Annotated in this window: 17 protein-coding genes and 6 pseudogenes; 10 read left to right on the forward strand and 13 right to left on the reverse strand. The window is 64.6% G+C overall.

Annotation, left to right across the window (positions count from 1 at the left end; all coding sequences use genetic code 11):
• Positions 1-124: 124 nt before the first annotated feature.
• A pseudogene (locus PV766_RS21205) lies at positions 125-1006 on the reverse strand (IS256 family transposase); the annotation flags it as partial.
• Positions 1007-1170: 164 nt separating this feature from the next.
• On the opposite strand from PV766_RS21205, the pseudogene PV766_RS21210 reads away from it, so the two are divergent.
• A pseudogene (locus tag PV766_RS21210) lies at positions 1171-1828 on the forward strand (transposase); the annotation flags it as partial.
• 17 nt (positions 1829-1845) lie between these two features.
• Here PV766_RS21210 and PV766_RS21215 read toward each other — a convergent pair.
• The gene (locus PV766_RS21215; protein WP_421097809.1) at positions 1846-2385 is read right to left on the reverse strand and encodes a TetR/AcrR family transcriptional regulator; all 540 of its coding nucleotides are present in this window, start codon (positions 2383-2385) and stop codon (positions 1846-1848) included.
• A gap of 97 nt (positions 2386-2482) precedes the next feature.
• Here PV766_RS21215 and PV766_RS21220 point away from each other — a divergent pair, with 97 nt between their 5' ends.
• The 4 genes and pseudogenes from PV766_RS21220 to PV766_RS21235 all read left to right on the forward strand — a co-directional run bounded on the left by PV766_RS21220 (position 2483) and on the right by PV766_RS21235 (position 5410).
• A complete protein-coding gene (locus PV766_RS21220; protein ID WP_421097810.1) occupies positions 2483-2890 on the forward strand; it encodes a nuclear transport factor 2 family protein in 408 nt (135 codons plus the stop codon).
• A gap of 104 nt (positions 2891-2994) precedes the next feature.
• Positions 2995-3865: pseudogene (locus PV766_RS21225) on the forward strand (integrase core domain-containing protein).
• 155 nt (positions 3866-4020) lie between these two features.
• Positions 4021-4486: pseudogene (locus tag PV766_RS21230) on the forward strand (ABC transporter ATP-binding protein); the annotation flags it as partial.
• Between the two features lie 153 nt (positions 4487-4639).
• Complete coding sequence (locus PV766_RS21235; RefSeq protein WP_421097811.1) at positions 4640-5410, forward strand: hypothetical protein; 771 nt, start codon at positions 4640-4642, stop codon at positions 5408-5410.
• 211 nt (positions 5411-5621) lie between these two features.
• On the opposite strand, the gene PV766_RS21240 is transcribed toward PV766_RS21235, so the two are convergent.
• The 5 genes and pseudogenes from PV766_RS21240 to PV766_RS21260 form a co-directional block, all read right to left on the reverse strand.
• The gene (locus PV766_RS21240; protein ID WP_421097812.1) at positions 5622-7772 is read right to left on the reverse strand and encodes an MMPL family transporter; all 2151 of its coding nucleotides are present in this window, start codon (positions 7770-7772) and stop codon (positions 5622-5624) included.
• A 31-nt stretch (positions 7773-7803) separates the two neighbouring features.
• Positions 7804-8193, reverse strand: a complete 390-nt coding sequence (locus PV766_RS21245) for a DUF3817 domain-containing protein (protein WP_064063769.1) — start codon at positions 8191-8193, stop codon at positions 7804-7806.
• The gene (locus tag PV766_RS21250) at positions 8190-8654 is read right to left on the reverse strand and encodes a DUF2871 domain-containing protein (RefSeq protein WP_421097813.1); all 465 of its coding nucleotides are present in this window, start codon (positions 8652-8654) and stop codon (positions 8190-8192) included. Before PV766_RS21250 ends, PV766_RS21245 begins: the two co-directional genes overlap by 4 nt.
• A gap of 169 nt (positions 8655-8823) precedes the next feature.
• Positions 8824-9455: pseudogene (locus PV766_RS21255) on the reverse strand (response regulator).
• On the reverse strand, positions 9452-10624 hold the full coding sequence (locus tag PV766_RS21260; protein ID WP_064063766.1) for a sensor histidine kinase: 1173 nt from the start codon (positions 10622-10624) through the stop codon (positions 9452-9454). Before PV766_RS21260 ends, PV766_RS21255 begins: the two are co-directional and overlap by 4 nt.
• 34 nt (positions 10625-10658) lie before the next feature.
• On the opposite strand from PV766_RS21260, the pseudogene PV766_RS21265 reads away from it, so the two are divergent.
• Positions 10659-11172: pseudogene (locus PV766_RS21265) on the forward strand (transposase); the annotation flags it as partial.
• Positions 11173-11365: 193 nt separating this feature from the next.
• Positions 11366-11575 (forward strand): hypothetical protein, encoded by a 210-nt coding sequence (locus PV766_RS21270; RefSeq protein WP_255163183.1) that lies wholly within the window; start codon positions 11366-11368, stop codon positions 11573-11575.
• Here PV766_RS21270 and PV766_RS21275 read toward each other — a convergent pair.
• Positions 11562-13163: a molybdopterin-dependent oxidoreductase gene (locus tag PV766_RS21275; RefSeq protein ID WP_421097814.1), complete on the reverse strand. Its 1602-nt coding sequence runs from the start codon at positions 13161-13163 to the stop codon at positions 11562-11564. The genes PV766_RS21270 and PV766_RS21275 overlap by 14 nt on opposite strands.
• Positions 13164-13364: 201 nt before the next feature.
• Here PV766_RS21275 and PV766_RS21280 point away from each other — a divergent pair, with 201 nt between their 5' ends.
• Complete coding sequence (locus PV766_RS21280; protein WP_064063804.1) at positions 13365-14021, forward strand: fasciclin domain-containing protein; 657 nt, start codon at positions 13365-13367, stop codon at positions 14019-14021.
• Positions 14022-14238: 217 nt separating this feature from the next.
• On the opposite strand, the gene PV766_RS21285 is transcribed toward PV766_RS21280, so the two are convergent.
• Positions 14239-15126: an alpha/beta fold hydrolase gene (locus PV766_RS21285; protein ID WP_016934036.1), complete on the reverse strand. Its 888-nt coding sequence runs from the start codon at positions 15124-15126 to the stop codon at positions 14239-14241.
• A 347-nt stretch (positions 15127-15473) separates the two neighbouring features.
• Between PV766_RS21285 and PV766_RS21290 the strand changes: the two genes are divergently transcribed.
• On the forward strand, positions 15474-15926 hold the full coding sequence (locus PV766_RS21290; protein WP_255163056.1) for a MarR family winged helix-turn-helix transcriptional regulator: 453 nt from the start codon (positions 15474-15476) through the stop codon (positions 15924-15926).
• A 1081-nt stretch (positions 15927-17007) separates the two neighbouring features.
• Here the strand turns inward: PV766_RS21290 and PV766_RS21295 are convergent.
• The gene (locus PV766_RS21295) at positions 17008-17640 is read right to left on the reverse strand and encodes an AMIN-like domain-containing (lipo)protein (RefSeq protein ID WP_245207832.1); all 633 of its coding nucleotides are present in this window, start codon (positions 17638-17640) and stop codon (positions 17008-17010) included.
• A gap of 251 nt (positions 17641-17891) precedes the next feature.
• Between PV766_RS21295 and PV766_RS21300 the strand changes: the two genes are divergently transcribed.
• Positions 17892-18626 carry a hypothetical protein gene (locus tag PV766_RS21300; protein WP_421097815.1) on the forward strand — a complete coding sequence of 245 codons (735 nt, stop codon included), beginning with the start codon at positions 17892-17894 and terminating at the stop codon, positions 18624-18626.
• 295 nt (positions 18627-18921) lie between these two features.
• Here PV766_RS21300 and PV766_RS21305 read toward each other — a convergent pair whose 3' ends face one another.
• From PV766_RS21305 to PV766_RS21315, 3 genes are all read right to left on the reverse strand, one after another.
• On the reverse strand, positions 18922-19122 hold the full coding sequence (locus tag PV766_RS21305) for a nitroreductase/quinone reductase family protein (RefSeq protein WP_421097816.1): 201 nt from the start codon (positions 19120-19122) through the stop codon (positions 18922-18924).
• Between the two features lie 21 nt (positions 19123-19143).
• Positions 19144-19281: a hypothetical protein gene (locus PV766_RS21310; protein ID WP_421097817.1), complete on the reverse strand. Its 138-nt coding sequence runs from the start codon at positions 19279-19281 to the stop codon at positions 19144-19146.
• Positions 19282-19536: 255 nt separating this feature from the next.
• Positions 19537-19884, reverse strand: coding sequence for an oligopeptide/dipeptide ABC transporter ATP-binding protein (locus tag PV766_RS21315; protein WP_421097818.1), 348 nt, complete (start codon positions 19882-19884; stop codon positions 19537-19539).
• Positions 19885-19890: the final 6 nt, after the last annotated feature.

The raw sequence follows: 19890 nt of genomic DNA on the forward strand, positions 1-19890 counted from the left end.
GATGCCGCACCGGACCCAGAATCCGTTGTAGTCGCGGGAACTTGTGGCTGGCTATGGATCGGCGCCGGCAAGTTGCCCGCCGAACCTGGGTCCGAAGACGCCTGCTCAGTGCCCGTAGGTAGTGTCAGTTTTCCGGTGGATCCGGTTCTGGTGCATCGGTTGAGTTCTCGCCCGGGGTGACCCCGCCTTCGAACGTGATGACGAATTCGTTGAGTGCCGGCTTCCACCTTGCTGCCCAGCGTGCTCTTCCTGCTCTTCCTGTCCCGGTCGGGTCCAGGGCCCGTGTCGCCAGATGCAGGCACTTGATCGCGGCTTGCTCGTTGGGGGAGTGCCCGCGGGCGCGGATCGCACGCCGGTATCTCGCGTTGAGCGACTCGATCGCGTTGGTACTACAGATGACTCGCCTGATTTCCGGGTCGTAGTTGAGGAACGGCACGAACTCGCTCCAGGCGCTGCGCCACAGGCGGACGATCGCCGGGTATCGCGGGCCCCAGTTGGTGACGAACTCGTCGAACCGCTGTTGCCCCGCGGCATCGTTGGCTGCGGCGCAGACCGGCCGCAGTTCCCGCGACATCTCGTCCCAACAGCAGCGTGATGCATAGCGGAAGGCGTTGCGGAGCAGGTGGGTCACGCAGGTCTGGACGAGCGCTAGCTCCCAGACTTCGGTGATCGCCGCGGGTAACCCTTTCAGCCCGTTGCAGACCACGATGCACACGTCCCCGGTGTCGCAATTCTTGATCTCCGTCAGCACGGCGAGCCAGAACTTCCCGCCCTCGCCGCCGTCACCGGCCCACAATCCCCGGGGGTCCCTCCCTGCACGCAGTGCTTGGGGGGCGGATGTCGCGGTGCCCGTCCACGGTCACGCCGATCGCCACATAGACCGGCCGGTTCGTGACCTGGCCGTCGCGGGACCTTGAAGTGGGATGGCATCGATGAATTTCCACCGGATACACCGAATCAACAGTCATGCTGCCCATTCGGTCATCTCGGCGAGCGCCTTGTCGGTGGGGGCGCCTCCCTGCACGCAGGGGAGAGTCCTCTGGGATGACGGGAATCGGTTGAGGCCCTGACCGGCAGGTATGCCGCTTGTCGGTCCCGCACCGAGGATGGGCCACCGCGTAGAGGTGAACGAGTTACCGACCAAAGTGACTCGACACGAAGGACCACACGATCACGCATGAGCATTCTGCACTGCTGGCCCGCCTCGCCGTCATCAAGGACGCCGATGCGGCGTCCGTGTTCGCCGAACTGATCCGCGCCGGCCTGCAAGAACTGATCGAGGCCGAGGTCACCGAAATGCTGGGCGTCGGCCGCTACGAACACACCGAGGGCCGGACCACGCACCGCAACGGGTACCGGCCGAAGACGGGGTCGACGATCTCAAGCTCTGCGCGGGATCGTTCGTCCCGTCGCTGCTCGAACGCCGCCGGCGGATCGACAAGGCCTGCATGCGGTGGTCATGGATGCGTATGTGCACGGCGTCTTGACCCGCAGCGTCGACGACCTCGTCTACCTCGACGCGACCTATTGCAAGGTGCGGGTCGGGGCGCATTTGGTCTCCCATGCCTTGGTGGTGGCGACGGGGTGCCGATCGACGGCGCCCGGGAGGTCCTCGGGGCCGCGGTCGGCGACTCGGAGTCGTTCGAGTTCTGGCGTGAGTTCCTAGTCGGGTTGCGGGGACGGGGTCTGTCGGGAGTGCACCCGGGCGTCTCCGAAGCGCACGCCGGGTTGAAGCTGCTGTGACACAACAGTTCAATGGTCCTTCGTGGCGCGCTGCCGGGTGCACTTCATGCGGAACTTGCAGGATGCATTCAGAACCGCGGCGGCGAGGTAGAAGGGTTCCGCTCACGCCCTCGTCACCCGCATGGCCAGCTCGGCCACGCGGCGTAGTTGCTCCTCATCGGCGCCGTCGCGAGCGTAGGACGACAGGCCCACGAGGAGAGCATGGGTGAAGGCGGCGAGCGTTTCGGCGTCGATGTTTTCTTCCGTGTCGATTGCGACTCTGCGCAGTTGGTCTGCGGTGATCGCGCGGTTCTGGTTGCGATTGCCGGTGAGCTCAGGTGCTGTGTTGACGAGACATCCACGCGGATGTGCTTCGCTGACGTACTCCTGGCAGGCACGGTCGAACATCAACCGCAACACCTCGTGCGGAGTCGTCCCGGCGGTCCCGGCTGTCGTCACCGACGCGGGGTTGGCTTCATAGCGGGCGACGACCTCCTCGAACAGGGTCCGTTTGTCGCCGAACGCGGCGTACAGGCTAGGCGCGGAAATGCCGAGCTCCTGCGTGAGGTCGGCGATGGAGGTCTGCTCGTAGCCGTGCTCCCAGAACAGAAGCATCGCCTTGTCCAATGCGGTGTCTCGATCGAAGTTGCGCGGCCGTCCCATACATTCATTCTATAACGACCACTACAGATGTGCTAGCGTTCTGTATCGACCACTACAGATCGGCGGTCGGCGATCGCCACCAGAGACAGGACACCTGATGACCCCCACCACAACAGACACCACGACCGCCTTCCTCGAGGCCCTCGGAGCGCAGGACCCGGAACAACTGGGCGAGCTGTTCGCGGAGGAAATCGACTGGTTCGTTCCCGGCGACCCGGCGTTAGCACACTGGGTCGGCGCTCGCTCGCGCAAAAGCGAGGTGCCCGACTACTTCCGTGCCCTGTGGGCCGCCCTCGTACCGGGCAAGAGCGTCGTCTCGGTCGAGACTGTCGTCACCGACGGCGAGGATGCCGTCATCTTCGGTGCGTTCGACCACGTCGCAGCTACGACCGGACGCCCGTTCCACACCGACGTCGCGATGCGCTTGACCGTGAAGGCGGGAAAGATCACGCGCATGCACCTGTTCGAGGACACAGCAGCAACCGCAGCGGCGTTCACACCCTAGGTGTACTCGGCCGGGACGTTGGTAGCAGGCGTGTCGGCTTGATGTGAAGAGAACCTCCGAGTGGGGGTGGCTTGTCCAAGGCCCACATCCGCTCGGAGGTTCTCGTGTCCCACCGTAATGCCCGCACGACTTATCTCGGAAGATTGCTCATCATCGGGCGCTACCGAAACGGCTGGCCCAAAGCGCATATCGCCAGCGCAATGGGAATCTCCCGCAAGTGTGTCCACATGGGTGGCCCGCTGCGAGACCGAAAGTGAGAGCGGATTGCGCGACCGGTCCTCGCGGCCGAACTCGGAGTTCCGGCCCGCACCATCTCCCGGGTTCTCCGACGCCACCAGGTGCCCCACCTGGCCGACTGCGACCCGCTGACCGGGCACGTGATCCGGGCGTCGAAGACGACCGCGGTGCGCCACGAACGTCGGCGCCCGGGCGAACTGGTGCACATGGACGTCAAAACGCTCGGTCGGATCACCGACGGCGGCGGCTGGCGGCTGGCGGGCCTACGGTCGACAGAACCGGCCCCGCAACCGCACGACGAAGGTGGGCTTCGATTATGTGCACTCGCTCGTCAACGATCACTCCCGACTCGCGTACTCGGAGATCCTCCCGGACGAAAAGGGTGCCACCTGTGCAGGTTTCCTGATCCGCGCGATCGACTACTTCGCCGGCCACGGCATCACCCGGATCGAACGGTTGATGACCGACAACGCGTGGGCCTACCGGTACTCGCTGCGCACCGTGTGCGCCGAGCACGGCATCCGGCAGCGCTTCATCAAACCCCACGGCCCTTGGCAGAACGGCAAGGTCGAACGTCTGAACCGCCCCCTGCAGAGCGAATGGGCCTACCGGCAGGTGTTCACGTCCAACGCCGAACTGACCGCTGCTCTTGCACCCTGGCTCGAGTACTACAACACTCGACGGCGTCACAGCGCACTCGGAGGACTTCCACCGGTCAGCCGACTGGCACCAACCTGATGGCCGGGTACACCTATGAATCATCGAAGCCACAGGACGATCGCAGCGATGATCAACTCGGACCGGAGGTAGGCAGCCCGTTTGGCGTAGCGGGGAGGCCAGGTCACGGAAGTGTTCGAGCCGATTGATGCAGCGCTCGACTACGTTACGACCTGCGTACTCGACCGGGTCGAACCCAGGCGGGCTTCGTGTTCCAGCAGTCGAACCTGCTCCCCTCGTTGACCGCCGTCGAGCAGCTGCAGATGATGACCCACCTCGCCGGCGGGTCGGTCCGCGACAGCCGAGCGCGCCGCGGACCTGTTGTGCTCGCTCGGTCTCGAGAAGCAGCTCGATCGGCGTCCCCACCAGCTGTCGGGCGGACAGCGCCAGCGTGTCGCGATTGCGCGCGGGCTGATCAACGACCCCTCGGTGTTGCTGGTCGACGAACCGACCTCGGCACTCGACGAGGCCCGTAGCCGCGAGATCGTCGGTCTGCTCGCGGAACTGAGCCGCGACCGGAACGTGGCCACGGTGATGGTCACCCATGACCTGAGTCAGCTGATCCTCGTCGACCGCGCCTATGGAATGCGCAGCGGAGCGCTGCTTCCCACCTACAGCCGTCTTTCCACGCCGGCGTCCTGAGGCGCAGCGGCGACTACCTTCAGGACCATCGGCCCCGCCGCGGCGGGGCCGTGGCCGTCGTTCGTCGAGCACGGAATCGGCGTTCGGGCAATGTAATCGGATTCTCACACGGTGCGCAGTTCGAGGAACCGGCGGCGAACGAAAAAAGGGGTTGTGGCATTGCGAGCGATATTCGAGTCGGCTTTCGACATCACCTATCTACTGACGATCTTCACGCTCGGCGTACTCATCTTGCGCGGCGGGCCTGCGCGCCGGGGCGAGCTGCCGGCGCAACTGGCGGGCTGGACCGCGATCGTTCTCGGCTTCGGCGACTCGTTCCACCTGCTCGCCCGGGTGTGGGCATTGAACACCACCGGCGTCGAGGCCCACCATGTTTCCCTCGGCTACGGCAAGCTGGTCACCGCGCTGACCATGACGGCCTTCTACGTGCTGGTCTATCTGCTCATCCTGCGACGCTGGCCGACCGCACGAGAAACGCGCACCGAAGGCACCTACCGGCCGTTGGGACCGAGCCCGGCGATGAGCATTGTCGTGTATACGGCGGCCATCGTGCACGTGCTACTGGTCCTGTTGCCGCAGAACGACATATTCAGCGCAGACCCGCCGTTGTCGTGGGGGATCATCCGCAACATCCCCTTCCTCGTCCTCGGTGTGGTCATCATTGGCGCGTTGTGGGTCCGTGCTCGGGGCGACGCCTTCTACCGCTTCGCCTGGCCGGCGGTGACTCTCTCGTTCGGGTTCTACCTCCCCGTTGTGCTGTGGGCACAGCAGAACGAGACCGTCGGCCTGTTGATGATCCCGAAGACGCTCGCCTACGTCTGGCTGGTGGTCATGGGCTATCGCGCGTTCGCCCGCAAGCACAACAGCGATCCTGACGACGCGCTGCGCGCTGCTGGTACCACCACCCCGACAGAGCGCGCATAACAAACGCACCGTTTTGTCGCCTCGTCCCTCACGACGCTCGATCGACGGGCAGGGCGGAGGAGGAAGGGCGTCACGAAGCAGTCCCGGCGGAGGTCGACGCCGCATTAGGTTGTTCGAACAGCCCCTCAACTCAGCGGGCTGAGAGGACGGCCAGGGCCCCGCTGAGTGCCCGCGTCCGTCTACGGGGACGCGGGCACTTGGCGGCGGTACCTCACACGTGGGACGGTTCCATCGCCGGCTTCACATTCGCCTCGGTCACGCTCGGCCACAGCGCCTTGTCTCCGAGTAGCCGCATGATCGCGGGAACGAGAAGCGGCCGGACAACGAAGGTGTCGAGCAGGATCCCGATGGCCATCGCGAGACCGAACTGGAACAGTTCCCGGATCGGTTGGGTGGTCAGCACCGCGAAGGTGGCTGCCAAGATGAGTCCTGCAGACGAAATCACCCCGCCTGATCGGGTGAGCGCTACCCGCAGGGCCGCCCGTGGTGGATGCGCCGATAGCTCTTGCCGGTAGCGGCTCATCAGGAAGATGGTGTAGTCGACACCGAGAGCGACCAGGAACACGAAGATGTAGATCGTAACGCGGTTCCCGATCCCCTCGTCCCCGAGCAGCGTGACAGTGATGAAGGTCGTGATCCCGAGTGTCGCGGTGAACGACAACACCAGCGTCCCGATCAGGTACAGAGGCGCGAGCACGGACCGCAGCAGCAGTGCCAGGACGGCGGCGACGATCACGAGGACCAGTGCGGCAACGACCCAGTTGTCGCGATCGAGCGCCGCCCGGATATCGGCGGAGTGAGCTGTTTCGCCGCCGACGAGGACCTGCGCACCGTCGATCCCCGCGCTGTCCGCTGCAGTCCGAGCAGCGGACGCGAGGGTGTCTACGCGGTCCATTGCCTCAGGGCTGTAGGGGTTGTCGGTGAGGGCGACTTGGAATGCTGCCGTTGTCCCGTCAGCGCTGACCGCGGGTTGCTCACCGACTCGGGCCACCCCGTCCACGTCCGACAGGCGGCTGGTGATCTGGTTCCAGTCGGGTGACGGTGTCCCGGGCTGGGTGGTGACGTAGACGGTGGACGGCGCGATCTCCCCGGGTCCGAATGCGTCGGCGATCATGTTCTGACCGGCCTCGGACTGGGTGTCGATGCGGAATCCGCTGATGAAGTCGAAGCTTTCACGATAGCCGGCCAGGCCCGCGGTCATCACGAGAAGACCGAGGAGTGTGGATACCAGCACAGTCTTCGGCGATCGGTCGACCAGATCCGCGATCCGTTCCCAAACCTTGCCACCGGCGCGTCCCGACGCAGTCTGGGTTGTGGAGGGCCAGAACAGTTTTCCTCCGAAGAGCAACATGAGTGCGGGGGTGAAGGTGAAGGCGACCAGCCCCATCGAAGCGACGCCCAGCGCGAGATAGGGGCCGAATCCACGCAGGGCCGGAGAGACCGCTACGAGCAGAGCCAGCATGGCCAGGACGATCGTCGAGACACTCGACAAGATCGCCTCGGACACTCCTCGCAGCGCCCGCATCATGGCGGCGGAGCGATTCGATTCCTCCGCGAGGGCTTCACGGTAGCGGGCGGTGACGATCAGTGCGTAGTCGGTGCCGACACCGAACAGCAGCACGGTCATGATCGACGCGGTCTGCGAACTGATATCGAACCATCCCGCGTCGGCCATCATCGCGCCCACCGTCTCGGCGAGCCGCATCGCGACGCCCACACCGGCCAGCGCGACAACCACGAGGACCGGCGACCGATAGATCACCAGGAGGATGATGGCGACCAGCAGGATCGTTCCGAGGAGAAGGATCTTGTCGCCGCTGCTGAACACCTTGACGGTGTCGGTGGCGATTCCTGCAGGCCCGGTGACCGCCGCATCAGCAGGTCCGGCGGCCTCGCTGACCAGATCGCGCAGCTCACCGACCGTGTTCTGGAACGATTCGTCGGTCGGGTCGCCTGTCAGCGATACGATAATCATCTCACTGTCACCGTCGGTGGTGCGCAGATTGTCGCCGCCAGGGCCGTCGGCGGTGACTCTCGCGGCGATCGCGGGATTGTCGGCTCTCGCACCGTCAATGCTCGTGACGATCCGCTCCACTGCCGCCGCCGTCGTGGCCCCGTCGGCGCCGTGCACGACGACGATCGCCGGGGTGCCCTCATTGCGGGGAAACTCGCGGGCAGCGAGTTCGGCAGCCTGCACGGATTGCGATGACGGGGGCGGATCGTTTGCTCCCGCGTTGTTTTCGACGTCCTCCAAGGCCGGCGCGATGCTTGCGAGGGCGCCCGCGAGGATGATCCACAGCAGCACGACGATGCCGGCCCGACGCCGTGATCCGAAGAGAGTGTTCATAAAGCGTGATGTCATATCAGGGCATCCAAACTCGACTGGAATGCGTTCATCGCACCGACGTCGGATAGTGAGACGGAAAGTCGGAGTAGCGGTCCGCGCCCGGGACGAAGCGCCCGGTACGGGCAGCCCACACTTCGAACGCGATCGTGGCGAACGGCGGCAGAGAAGAAACCAGCGCCAACAGTAGGGTCCGCAGGCGCCATCCGAGCCGGACGTACATTGCGATCGAGAGCACGACGAATGTCACGAACACCGCCCCGTGCAGGGATCCGAAGATGCGGACGCCGACCTCGGTGCTCTCGGCTATCCACTTGAAGTACATGCCGATCAGCAACCCGAGCCAGGTCACTGCTTCCAGCGTCGCCACGATACGGAACGCCCGCACCAGAATGCGGGCATCCGACGTCGCCGTCGGTCGTTGAGGCAGGTCACTCATGCCACTTCCTCCGCATTCGTTGATGTGTCTGCTATCTGGTGAACGTCGCGATGTTGTGGTGTGCGCGCGACTGCGCTTCGAAGTGCGAGGAAGAAGACGACAAAGGCGACGGTCAGCAGGACATGACCGATCCCGGCGATTCCCGAAATCGCGGCCGACGCATCCTTACCGAAGACCTGCATGGTCCCGTGGACGAGCTGCATCGCCACCGTGAGGATCAGGCCGGCGTGAAAGGTGACGGTGAACCAGCGGTAGAGCGGGCTGGCCGAGAGCACCAACAGGCGCTCGAAAATGGCAACAATCAGCAGGAACAGCACCCCGAGAACCAGGAAATGGGTGTGCACGATGGACAGTTGCGTCGGGCCGTCGAAGTCCTGGGCCTTGGTCAGCTCCCGGTAGTACAGGCCCGACGCCAGACCCGCGACGGCGTACCCGAACGCGGAATTGACAAGTATCTTCATACCTTCCATCCGACCGGACTACGCGCCCTGGCACATCGAACGAACGGTGAGATTCATCTACGACTTTCGATAGAGACCGCGTGAAGCAGCGCAGTCCGGAGCCACACGGGCGACACACGCAGCCGATACGGACAGAGACAGCACCCGACTATCGGACCGAGCGGTAGATCTAGTCGATGGTGCCGTCGATGATCCCCCGCGCCCGTGCCTGTGCCACAGCTGCGGTCCGGGATCGCACACCCAGTTTGCCGAAAGTGTTCGTCAGGTGCGTCTTCACCGTGCCCTCGCTGAGGAACATCCGACGCGCTATCTCTCGGTTGGAGAACCCTGCGGCCACAGCCTCCAACACCTGAATCTCACGTGGGGTGAGGGTCGGGCCCGCACGCATCTGCGCCATCAGTTTCGAGGCCACCGACGGTGACAACGCGCTCGCACCCCCTGCTGCCGCGACGATTGCCGTGAAGAGTTCGGCCGGCGCAGTGTCCTTGAGGAGATAGCCGCTGGCGCCGGCCTCGATTGCGCGCAGAATCTCGGCATCGGTGTCGTAGTTCGTCACCACCAGTACCCGCGGAGCGTTCGGTAGAGCCCGGATCCGGCTGGTCGCCTCCACACCGCTCAGTCCGGTGCCGAACCGCAGATCCATGAGAACGAGGTCGATCCCCCCTCCCTGCACAGCGCAACGGCTTGTTGACCCGTGGAGGCTTCGGCGACGATCGAGACTGCATCCGAATGCAGCTCGAGCAGCGCTCGTAGTCCGGCGCGGACGATCGCATGGTCGTCTGCGAGCATCAGCCGGATCATCGGAGCTCCTCCCCTTGCTGTGGAAGCGGAAACGTCACCGACACTGCGGTGTGGCCGGGCTCCGATTCGATGAACCACTGCCCATCGAGCTGCTCGACCCGGGTCCGCATGGCATTGAGCCCGAAGTTGTGTGCGGACGGATCGTCGAGGATCGCGGTATCGAAGCCCCGTCCGTCATCGACCACGTCCAGGTGTACGGCGTCAGCACCATAGCCGAGGGTAACCACCGCGTGGCCGGCATCGGCATGGCGCACCACATTCGAGACCGCGCCCTGGACGAGGCGCACCAGCGCCGACTCCAACGGCATCGGCAAGGACACCGCCTGCCCCTCGACGAGAAGACGCACGTCAACCCTCCCAGCCGCGGCTCGCTCACACACCCTGCCCAACGCGTCGGCGAGCGAACTGCCCGCCAGGTCAGCGGGCGAGAGAGCCGCGATCAGACGTCTCGCGTCCGCCAATCCCGCCGACGCGGTCCGCCGAGCCATGACGATCTTGTCCGCAACACCCGGGGGCAGATCTTCGGCCTCAGCGGCGTGCAACAGCATCTGAATGCTGCTCAGCCCCTGCGCGACGGTGTCGTGAATCTCGCTGGCCAACCGCTCACGTTCGGCCAGTTCGCCCGCGGAGCGCTCGGTCTCCGCCAGCTCCGCGCGAGTGCGATGCAAATCCTCGATCAACTGCTGCCGGCGCTCCGTCTCGTAGAACAGCACCCGAAAACCGAGCCCGACAACGACACCGACCACAGCCCCGAGCAACGACCCGACCAGCGCTCCGCCCCACTGTCCGCGAGTGTGGACGCCGATCAGCACGTTGGCACCAGTGATCACCGCCACCGCAGACACAGCGGGCACGAGCGGCACCTCGGTCATGAAGAGCAGGATGAGCCCGAACGATACGTACGCCGCGTCGGCGCCCAGAAGCGCCATCGCCACCCACACTGCACACAATGATCCCAACCAAGCGAATCGCGCAGCCGGAGCACGCAACGAACTGGCACCTACGATGTGAACGACAACGAACAGCGCAGTCAATGCACCGATCCATCCCGCCGATGCTTCGGAAAGCAGCACCGCACGCAGCAGGACGATCAACGCCAGCACGACAACGAGCACGTGCAGGCCCAGACGAAGTCGTGCGCCCCGTGTGAACGCGGATTCATCAACCATCACCACACACGATAACGACGGCCTTGTTCACCCATCGTCGCGGCCTCTGCGGGACGGACGAAGCTCCTCGGACATCGCTCCCATTCCTGAAGCCGTTCAGATCCAGGTGCCGCGTGACACCGGCTCGTCGTTCGATCCGCAGATCGTCAAGAAACGACAGCGGCGACTGATCGGGGTCGATGAGATCACCTTGTCGCTGTCGGCGAAGGGTCCGACCACCGGGGAGATCTTCGCCCACTTCGACGACGCCTACTGAGCGTCGGTGTCGAAGAACACGATCAGCAAGATCACCGACAAGGAGCTCGACGAGATGGCCGGATGAACCGGGCGGCCGCTCGATCCGGCGTATCCAGTGCTGTTCATCGACGCGATCCACGTCAAGGACCGCTTACGGACAGGTCACCAACCGACCCGTCTACGTGGCAGTCGGGGTGACCGTCGATGGCCACCGCGACATCCTCGGACTGTGGGTCGGTGGCGGCGGCGAGGGAGCCGAATTCCGGCTCGCTACGGAGGCTGTTGCAGAATGCAGAGGTGTCGCCGGTGTCGACAATGGCGGTTGTCTACGAGAATTGGTCATTATCAAGGGATATCGTCCGGTGCAGCGTGATCGGGTGTTCCTTCTTCCGCCGGACATGCGAGAGTGACTTCCTTCGGATCACCTCGTCTTGGACGACGATCGAGCTGCTCGATACCAGTGCGGTCGGTCGGTGTCGCCGGGTCGTTCCCGGCACCGTCGACGTGCTCGAAATCCACGGTCCCGACGACTGGGTGCAGTTGTGCCGGCGGTTTCCGCTCGAGGCCATCGCGCAGAAACGCCCCGGCTGGTACCGCACCACCGGCCGCGACGGACGGTGGGTGCTGCCCGACTGGCGGGCCGTCGCCGAGGTGTACGGCGGAGTGCACCTGAACGTGGCCGGGTATCTCGCCGCTGCGGTCACGTCACGGTGATCTGGCGGGTGTGCCATCCGCTGGCCCCGTCGGGAATCGGCTGTGCGCGTTGCTCGGTCTGGAGCTGTCCGGTGCCGTCGATCGCACGCACCTGCAGCGTGTGATTGCCCGGAAGGGCCGACCATTTCCACGACCATTGCCGCCACGTATCGATCGAGTACTGCGGTGTCAGAGTGGCTTCCGTCCATGGCCCGTCATCGACCCTCACCTGCACTCGCGAAATGCCGCGGTGCTGTGCCCACGCGGTCCCGGCGACCATGACCTCGCCGGCGGGGATTCGTGCGAAGGAGGCCGGGACGTCGATGCGGGAAGCTGTTTTGACGGGGGCCTGCTCGGCCCAGCCGCGCTGAGTCCAGTAGGCCTGTGCCCGGTCGAACCGGGTCACTTCCCAGTCGACGACCCACTTGGTGGCGGAGACGAACCCGTACAGACCCGGTACCACCTGCCGCACCGGATAACCGTGCTCGAACGGCAAGGGTTGCCCGTTCATCGCCACCGCGAGCAGCGCGTCTCGGCCGTCACGCAGAACCGCGATCGGTGTTCCGACAGTGAACCCGTCGGTGCTGGTCGAAAGCAGCATGTCGGCGTCGGCGGACACCCCGGCCTCGTCGAGTAGCTCCGCCATCGGATAACCGACCCAAGTGGCGGTGCCGGCGAGCTCACCACCGACCTCGTTGGACACACAGGTCAGGGTGATGGTCCGTTCGATGGGGGTACGGGCGATCAGGTCGGCCCAGCGCACAGTGATTTCGCGTTCGACCATGCCGTGGATGCGCAAACTCCAGTCGTCGGTGGTGAGCCTCGGGACCTGGAGGGCAGTGTCGATTCGGTAGAAGGCGTCGTTGCCGGTGATGAACGGTGTCGCCCCGGGTATCGCCAGGTCGGTGCCCGCAGCAACTGCCGCGGCGCGATTTCTCGGCACGACGAATGGGACAGTAAATGCGGCGCGGTTGCGCACAGCATCAGCGATCGAGCCTGCGAGGTGACGTCCGGCTGCACCCGCGGCTACCGCCACCGCCGCTGCGGTACCGGCCAGCACCAGGAAGCGTCGACGGGACACGCCCGCCCGCGTCCGTGAGACACCATCGAGTTCTCGAGCGCTGTGAGTGAGCAGCCGCAGCGCGACGAGGCCGGCGACCAACCCCACGATCGTCGGCAGCGCATCGAGGGCGCTCGCCCCGGGGCGAGATACAGCGGCATAAACTCCGGCCAGACCGAGGGCTATGAGCACACCGCTGCCGAAGGGACGACCAGGGCGTTCGACGAGTCCAGCGATGGCTGCAAATACCACGATCAGCACGCTCATTCCGATGAACAGCGCTGCCTTGTCGTCGGTACCGAAAGTGGTGATCGCGAATTCCCGCGCCCACGCCGGACTTCGGTCGACGGTCGTGGAGCCGACTGCGAAGAACGGGGAGGTCGACGGCCCGAACGGAACCGCCATCAGTTCCCCGATACCCAGCGCGACAGCGACGGACAGTATCCCGGCAAGTCCCTTGGCCAGCGCCGTCGATCGCCACGACGAGCGAGGGCTGCCGGTTTCCGAGGGGTCGGAATGCCCTGCGGCAGCATCCTCGTTCGTCGTCATCTGTGCCGTCCTTACTGTCGGGGTCGTGTGGACTTCGGAGCCGCCCGCGAATCGGATGGGTGCGAGTCCCCGAGCATGTTCGAGAAATCTTCTGGAGCGGACCCATCCGCACAGGGATCGGTACCGAAGACCCTTCTGACAGCCGGGACAACAGTGCACAACTCTGGTGGCCCGACCCTTGACCGATCGAAGGTGGATTTCATGATCACGACCCGCGCCGCAGCTGCCGTCAGCCTTACTGCCGTAGCCGTTCTGGGACTGTCGGCTTGTTCGTCGGACGGCGACCAGACGACCACAGCCGACTCGACGACGGCAATGACGGAATCGATGCCGGCGACTGCGACCATGCAGGCCGACTCGGCTTCGGGCCTGGTCGGGCCAGGTTGCTCCGCCTACGCCGAGCAGGTGCCTACCGGCGCCGGGTCGGTCGAAGGCATGGCACAGGATCCGGTGGCCGTCGCCGCTTCGAACAATCCCCTGCTCACCACCCTCACACAAGCAGTGTCGGGCGAACTGAATCCGCAGGTGAATCTCGTCGACACGCTCAACGGCGGTCAGTTCACCGTTTTCGCACCGGTGGACGAGGCTTTCGCCAAGATCGATCCGGCCACTATCGACACACTCGAGACGGACTCCGCTCTTCTGACCACGATCCTGACCTATCACGTAGTGCCGGGCCAGCTCAGCCCCTCTGATGTGGACGGCACACACACCACCGCAGAAGGGTCGACCCTCACGGTCACCGGTAGCGGGGACGACTTGAAGGTCAATGACGCTTCAGTCGTCTGTGGCGGTGTACAAACCGCCAATGCCACGGTCTACCTGATCGATTCGGTCCTGATGCCTCCCACCAACTAGCTTCGTGACACCGGATGGCCCCGGGTTCACAACCCGGGGCCATCCGATCGGACCGTCACCGGAAAGGGTCGTCCCAGCAATCGATTCGACCCGCCGGCAGGACGTTCCGGCTGCGTCGGCGATTGTCGGGTTGGATTCATCGGCATCACTATCTGCTGCGCACCCGGTCGCCGGAACGCCGAGCGACGACGTCGTTCCAGGCGGCCGAAGTCGACGCTCAGGGCTCTCGGCGGAGCAGGAACTCGAGTGCGACACGCTCGAACGCTTCCTTGGCTTCGAGCATTACCCAGTGCCCGCAGTTCGGGAAGATGTGGAGCTCGGCTTTGGGCGCCAATCGAAGTGGAACGAGTGGCATGTCGGGCGGACACTGCCGGTCATCGAGTCCCCAGGTGAACAGTGTCGGGCACTGAACCTTCCGCATCATCGACCAGTACGGCGGTGCGTCGGAGGACTCGAGCGCGCGTTGCTGTTCGATAGCTGCTTGGGATCCGTACATCGCGGCAAGTGTCTTGTGGGACGCAGGGTCTTTCGCGGTCTCCCACCGCTCTTCGATGCGCTCTTCCGTGATGACGGCAGGGTCGTAGACCATGCAGTTGAGCCATCGCACCAGCTTCTCGCGACTGGGTTCGTCGGCGAAGTCGCGCAGCAGCCGAGTGCCTTCGCTGGGCTGCTGGCTGAAGATGTTCGGCCCGACCCCGCCGATAGTGATCAACTTCGAGACCCTGTCGGGGTGCCGCATCGCGACATGGACGCCAACGACACCGCCCATCGAATTGCCGATGATCGCAGCAGATTCGATACCGACGGCATCCATGAACCGTGTCACCGCGGCGGCGGCTGTCGCGATGGGGTAGCCGTCCACCGGGTCACTGATACCGAATCCCGGAAACTCCAGCACGTAGCAGTGGAACTGCTGCGCCAGCGTCGCGAGGTTTCCGCGGTAGTTGCGCCATCCGCTGACGCCGATGCCTGAGCCGTGTAGCAACAACAGAGGCGGACCGTCACCGGCCTCGTGATACCGCAACACCCCTTCATCGGTGACGACTTCTCTCTTGCTCTCCTCGTAGGAAATGTCCTCTGCCTGCGATTCGATCGTCATGGACATCTGGCTCCTCCACTCCGTAATAAACGGGCGAGTCGACGTGGCGCGCCCGAGCCGCGTGGGCGGGCGGACTCTGACTTGTCCTCCGTCGGGCGACACGACGACAGTATCAACTATCTGTCATAGATCAATAGACTTATTCACGGCTCGATGTTGATACGTCTGCACTCACCGCATCACATGTTCGAGAAGTTCATGCTTCGAGAAGTTCATGGGCGGGTAAGATTTGGCCGGCCGGGACTGTCAAGGGCGGCGCCTTGCAGAGGCTCTCGGCCAGCGAATTGGCGTGCGCCGACATGAAGCAGTACTCTGATACATCAAAGTAGGTGTAGACGGAGGAGAAGCGCTCGGTGAGGGATGAGACTGTCGACAACTCGCTGTCCGAGGTGCTCGACGACCGACTCGGCACCCACATTCGGCGAATCTCGCGGCTGATCATTGACGCGAAGGCGGCGGCCCTGCGTCCACTCGACCTCACCGTGCCACAGTATGCGACCCTCCTGTCGATCAGGCACCTCGAGCCGACCTCTGCAGCGCAGCTCGCACGAACTGGGCAGAGCACCCCCCAAGCGACTGCCACGATGTTGGCCACTCTCGAGAGCAAGGGCCTCATCAGTCGGCGACCGTCCCCGATGCATCAGAAGCTCGTAGAGGTACGGCTGACAACGCTCGGCGCGAAGGCCATCGAGGAAGCCGACGACCTCGCGGCAGGCATCGAGGCCGAGCTGCGCGCCGGCATCGGCGAAGACCTGTTCGACAGCGTCCTCAGAATCGAGCAGATCGCGAAGGATCTACTTCAGTAGGTCCCCGTAGTAGGCCCCTCCGCGCACATAGGACAGACAGTGCTGCGATGTAGCACGCGAACCACATCAGGTGCTCCCAGCCCACGGCGCCGGTGAGGAAGCGAACCGCCCGGGTGACCAGGAAAATGGCCGAGGACCTTCGCCGGTTCCGGGCCGAAGATCTGGGATGAGCCCACACCTCGATGAAGGCGCGGCCGCGGCGAATTCGGAAACACCCTCTTCGTCGGCAAGGAAGGCAAGCGATGGACGATCACCTGGGGCGCTCATCCCACTCCTCGCTGCCGGAGCGACCACTGGAGTACTGGATCTCTCCGGACCTGGCGCGGCCGAGCGACCCGGAGGCTCGCTCCCGCCTGCGCGAACTGGCCGACACCCGGGGCGCTGTGACAGCAGCCCGGGAGCGCAGATCGGGACCGGCGCGGTTCTCATTCTCACCGGGGTCTTCATCACCATCCTGGGCGGAGGCGTCGGACCTTCGGCCGCCCTCGGAATCATCGGAGCGGGACTCCTGGTTCTCGATGCTCGGATGCCGCCGCCTTCGATCCCGGCTGCCCAACACGCGACGCACCCTGATCACGCGCGGACCGGGATCGACACGGGGTGGCATCAGCATGATCGCCTTCTTCACCGTCGTCCTCGGCGCGGTATTCGGCTACAGCGTATTCGGCAACGGGGCACGAGGAGGCTCTACTCGAACAGGACCTCCGGACGTGGCGCGATCCTGTCGGCGATGCCACGTACGGGCCTCTCTGACTGCTGCTCGACCCCAGGCCGGCATCGTTGACCGCAAATGTCATGTGCGAGTTGAGGAAACGAAGCGATGTGACGTAGAGGAAATGGACCGACCCGGGTCGGATCGGCGAGTGACCACCGGATACGTCGAACGCCGACGATCGCTGCCCACCACCACCGTGTCATGGCTACAGAACCTACGAGGAGCAACTCGGAAGGTTTCGATGCTGATCGCGTCCCGGACTTTGCACACCTGATCCGGCAGGTTCGGACGACGGGCCGGCAGTCGAACGCACACCGGCCGTCACGAGCCCAGCCGGTACTCGCGTCCCACCCCGGCCTGGGGCGGTTACCGCGACGCCGTGGCGACCGCCACCTCGAGGGTGCCGGCGGCGGGCGCGCTGTCCACGGTGACCACCGGTGTGCCGGTGCGGGTACCGATGAACGTCTGGGCGAGATGGTTGACGCTGGGGTAGCCGAACACCTCGACCACTTCCGAGGTACTCGAAGGGGAAAGGTATACCGGTGCTCCACCGGACCAGACTTCACCGGTGTCGGCGCCACTGAAGTCGACTTGGAGCACGCACCGGCCGGAGACCGGTGCAGAAGCATCCTCCCCCTGGCGGAACGCGACGGCGACGAAACGCGCCGACCATCCGATGGATCCGTCACCACTGAAGGTGAACATCACCCGATCCTCATCGGTACCGACGATGTCGACGGAGTCGAGCACGGGATAGACCACTGCCGGCGGGGTCTCGCCGGGTGCGAACGTGCCGTCTGCAGGCATTCCTGTCGGGCGGGGCGGCGCAGAAATTCCTACCCGCAGAGTCCCGGTGAAGGACTCGACCCGCTCGCAGGACATCCCGGACGCATCGCCGGTTCGCGCGCCGGGTCCAGTGATCTGCTCCCCGGTTGCGCATCCTGCGGCCAGGACCGCGAGCGAGAGGATTACTGCGGCCATACGGACAGGTACCTGCATGATCGCGAGACTCCCTTCGACACCCGTGGGGTATGCAGGGCACCTTAACGTGAAGACCGGGAGGGGAGTTTGCACGCACCGTGATCGGGGCGGCACCTCCCGACCATCGAATCGGTCGCGGTTATCGTCTCGTCGAGGTCGACGCACCGCCTCGAGCTCCCTCTCGAGGTTCTCCATGGCCCTCTCCCCCGATCGAACCGATGGCGGTACATCCCGGTCGGGATCGCTCCGACCTGCGATCGACTCGGCACATGGTTGCGGTGCGGATCGTCGTGGCCCCGCTTGGTGCGCGCCATCACGTCGACGATATTGCGCTGGGCAATGAGTTCCTGGAGCACGCGCACACTCACCCCACATTCCTTCCCCGCCTGGAACAGGGTTGCGCCGAAAACATGCGGGGCGCGCACCCACGCACCAAGATCAGAAATGTTGTCCCATCATCCGATCACAAGGAACCCTCCATGCGATCGATCCTCCGCACCGCCTTTGTCACCGCCGCAGCCGTTCCCCTGGCTGTGGCCGTCCCCGGTCTCGCCGCAGCCGCCGACGCGAGCGAAGTCACCTACGCCTTCGGAGTCGACGACCACAGCGTGACCAATACAGTTACCAACAACACCGGCGGTATCCTGACCTGCGCGACGTCGCTCGCACCCGCGCCCGGCGGGGTCCTTCCCCCAGTGAGTGAAGTCCTCTACGGCACGCAACTCGGCACTTCCAGCGACATCAGACCGGGCGCCACTGTGCACACCGTGATCGATGTTCCCGACGGTTCCTACGTCGCCTTGGCGTCGTGCGTAAATGCCGACGCGACCGCCATGTGGGTCTCCGACTATCCCGGCATCGAAGAAACTCTGGCGCTGTTCCCGTACGAATCGTTCACCGTCGAACAGGCGGCAACAGTGGTCACCGTGCCGGCCGAACTCCCGGCGCTCCCGTCACCCGGCAACGAGCCGGTGCCCAACCCGTTGTTCGGCAGCAGCAACTAACCATCCTCACGCTCCGCGCACGACTGTGGCCTGCACCCCTATATCGGTGCAGGCCACAGTGTTTCCTCAGGGTTCGGAGAACGAGTAGTGCAGCCCGGTGCACACCATTCGACGCGCCGAGGCCGGCAATTCTCAGGAAGCGCTCAGACCTCTCCGTCGAGAGTCGACACGACCAACGGCACAGGCCGGTCCGTCTTGGACTGGAATCCGCCACCAGAGAGTTGTCGACCAGCACCCAGCCCGCAAACTCGTCGTACTCCGCACCTTCGAACACCCTGCCTGCCCCCCGGTAGACCTAGTCCCGGAGCTCGACAACGACCTGCGGATTCACCTTGATGTTGTACCACCAGGCCGGGTACCTGTTCTCCGTGAACGAGCTCACGAACATGATGTCGTCCCGGTACAGAGGCGCCAACGGAACCGGATGCCGCCTCCTGCTCCTGGCTCCCCTGGTAGTGGGCAAGATGAGGTCCCCGCCCGCGTAAGAACCACCCACCTTGCCCGAATTCTCCCGGAACTACTTGATCACATCATCATTCCAATCGGCGATGCCGCCCTGCCCGTCCCAAGCCTGGTTCCACGGCGCATCGGGATCGCAATAGTCGGTGATATCGGCCCGATCCGGCCGACTCGCAGCCGCAAAGGTTCCGCTCATGACCCGAGTGCCGCAAATACAGGACAGTTACCGTCCTGAATACGGTGCTCGACGCGGATGTTCGGCAAGAACCGCTCGATGTCGACAGCGACACGAATCACCCTACGACGCCACGGTGGACACCCCGCTCCGGGAGAAGTGTTGCGCGCCGGGTTCAGTAGGGGCTCTCGGCTACCCGCTCGGTTGTTCCGGCTGGACTGTGTGAATGCCGGTAGGACTGTTCAGTTGTCGGTGACAGCGTTGTCGTACGAATCGTCAGACGTGGTGGCAGGCCACGAAGTGGTTGTCGCCGACCTCGCGCAGCTGTGGTTCCTCGGCCGCGCAGCTGTCGGTCGCGAGGGGGCACCGCGTCCGAAAACGACAGCCCGACGGCGGGTTCAGCGGCGACGGCAGGTCACCTTCGATCTGCCCGACGTCCAACGCGTCTGCGTAATGTCGTTCGGGGTTGGGAATCGAATCCAGCAACAGTCTCGAATATGGATGACGCACAGCATTTTCCATGTTCGAAGCGGGCGATACCTCACAGACCTTCCCGAGGTACGTCACCATCACCCGGTCACTGATGCTCTTCACCACCGCCATGTTGTGGGCGATGAAGATCATCGACAG

It is taken from the genome of Rhodococcus sp. As11 (assembly GCF_048957735.1).
Lineage (GTDB): Bacteria > Actinomycetota > Actinomycetes > Mycobacteriales > Mycobacteriaceae > Rhodococcus > Rhodococcus gordoniae.

Bases quoted from the DNA above. Each gene is read 5' to 3' on its own strand.
- PV766_RS21250 (WP_421097813.1), bottom strand. From the start codon at position 8,654: ATGAAGATACTTGTCAATTCCGCGTTCGGGTACGCCGTCGCGGGTCTG.
- PV766_RS21220 (WP_421097810.1), top strand. From the start codon at position 2,483: ATGACCCCCACCACAACAGACACCACGACCGCCTTCCTCGAGGCCCTC.
- PV766_RS21285 (WP_016934036.1), bottom strand. From the start codon at position 15,126: ATGTCCATGACGATCGAATCGCAGGCAGAGGACATTTCCTACGAGGAG.
- PV766_RS21295 (WP_245207832.1), bottom strand. From the start codon at position 17,640: ATGCAGGTACCTGTCCGTATGGCCGCAGTAATCCTCTCGCTCGCGGTC.
- PV766_RS21245 (WP_064063769.1), bottom strand. From the start codon at position 8,193: ATGAGTGACCTGCCTCAACGACCGACGGCGACGTCGGATGCCCGCATT.
- PV766_RS21260 (WP_064063766.1), bottom strand. From the start codon at position 10,624: ATGGTTGATGAATCCGCGTTCACACGGGGCGCACGACTTCGTCTGGGC.
- PV766_RS21215 (WP_421097809.1), bottom strand. From the start codon at position 2,385: ATGGGACGGCCGCGCAACTTCGATCGAGACACCGCATTGGACAAGGCG.
- PV766_RS21300 (WP_421097815.1), top strand. From the start codon at position 17,892: ATGGTTGCGGTGCGGATCGTCGTGGCCCCGCTTGGTGCGCGCCATCAC.
- PV766_RS21240 (WP_421097812.1), bottom strand. From the start codon at position 7,772: ATGACATCACGCTTTATGAACACTCTCTTCGGATCACGGCGTCGGGCC.
- PV766_RS21280 (WP_064063804.1), top strand. From the start codon at position 13,365: ATGATCACGACCCGCGCCGCAGCTGCCGTCAGCCTTACTGCCGTAGCC.
- PV766_RS21310 (WP_421097817.1), bottom strand. From the start codon at position 19,281: ATGAGCGGAACCTTTGCGGCTGCGAGTCGGCCGGATCGGGCCGATATC.
- PV766_RS21315 (WP_421097818.1), bottom strand. From the start codon at position 19,884: ATGATCTTCATCGCCCACAACATGGCGGTGGTGAAGAGCATCAGTGAC.
- PV766_RS21275 (WP_421097814.1), bottom strand. From the start codon at position 13,163: ATGACGACGAACGAGGATGCTGCCGCAGGGCATTCCGACCCCTCGGAA.